The sequence below is a fragment of the Massilia rubra genome (assembly GCF_011682065.1).
In the GTDB taxonomy this organism is placed as follows: domain Bacteria; phylum Pseudomonadota; class Gammaproteobacteria; order Burkholderiales; family Burkholderiaceae_D; genus Telluria_A; species Telluria_A rubra.
In genome coordinates, this window is sequence record NZ_VUYU01000074.1 from 1 (window position 1) to 1406 (window position 1406).

Annotated in this window: 1 protein-coding gene; it reads left to right on the top strand. The window is 65.9% G+C overall.

Annotated elements, in window-relative coordinates:
• Nucleotides 1-1406: amino acid adenylation domain-containing protein (locus F0185_RS34025; protein WP_167233113.1), on the top strand; the 1406-nt coding region annotated here is incomplete at both ends.

Sequence of the window (1406 nt, forward strand, 5' to 3'; positions counted from 1 at the left end):
GTGCTCTTCCGATCTGCTCGGCACGGCCCTGGTGTGCCTGGATGCCATACAGCCGGTTCTGTGCGCTCAAGCGCTGGGCAACCCTGTGCTGCCGGCACTCCATGCCCGGCACCTGGCCTACGTGATCTATACCTCGGGATCGACGGGGAGACCCAAAGGCGCCATGAACGAGCACCGCAGCGTGGTTAACCGCTTGCTCTGGGCACGCGAGGAATACGCGATTGGGCCGGACGACAAGATATTGCAAAAAACGCCATTCGGGTTCGATGTCTCGGTATGGGAGTTTTTCCTGCCCTTGCTCGCTGGCGCCACGCTGGTGCTGGCACGGCCTGGGCAACAAGGCAACGCGGCCTACCTGGTCGAGCTGATCGCCGAACAAGACATCACCGTCCTCCACTTTGTGCCATCGATGCTGCAAGTGTTCCTGGACCAGGCCGCCCCGCTCAAGACGTCGCGCCTGCGCGATATCTTGTGCAGTGGCGAAGCCTTGCCCCACGCACTGCAGTGCATGTCGCACAGCGTGCTGCCACAGGTGCGCCTGCACAATCTGTACGGACCGACCGAAGCTGCCATCGACGTCACTTACTGGCGTTGCAGCGCTACCGCCCATGCCGGCATCGTCCCGATAGGACGACCGATCTGGAATACCAGCATGTATGTGCTGGACCGGCATTTGCAGCCGGTGCCGCTTGGCGTGCGCGGGGAATTGTATATTGGCGGCATTGGTGTCGCACGTGGCTACCTGAACCGGCCGGAGTTGACGGCCGAGCGCTTCGTGGCCGATCCGTTCAGTCCTGATCCCGATGCGCGCATGTACAAGACGGGCGACGTGGGGTGCTGGCTGGACGACGGTCAACTGGAATATCTTGGCCGCAATGATTTCCAGGTCAAGCTGCGCGGCTTCCGCATTGAGCTCGGCGAAATCGAGGCGCGCCTGTTGGCGTGCGCGGGCGTGCGCGAAGCGGTGGTGGTGGCGCTGGCGCAAGGGGAGGGCCAAGGCGAATCGCGCCTGGTCGCGTACCTGACGGCCAGGCCGGAAGGCGACCCGGCCGCGCTCGAGCCGGGCGCGCTGCGCCAGGCTTTGCTGGCCTACCTGCCCGAGTACATGGTGCCGGGCGCGTTCGTGACGCTGGCGGCGCTGCCGCTCACGCCGAACGGCAAGCTGGACCGCAAGGCATTGCCGGCGCCGGATGGCGCGGCACTGGCGCTGGCGCGTTACGCGGCGCCGCAAGGGGCCACCGAACAAGCGCTGGCGGCCATCTGGCAAGAATTGCTGGGAGTTGAGCGGGTCGGCCGCGAAGACCATTTCTTCGACCTGGGCGGGCACTCGCTGCTGGCGGTGCAACTGGCCTCGCGGGTGCGCCAGCGCATGGGGGCCGAGCTGCCGCTGCGCACCCTGTTCGCGC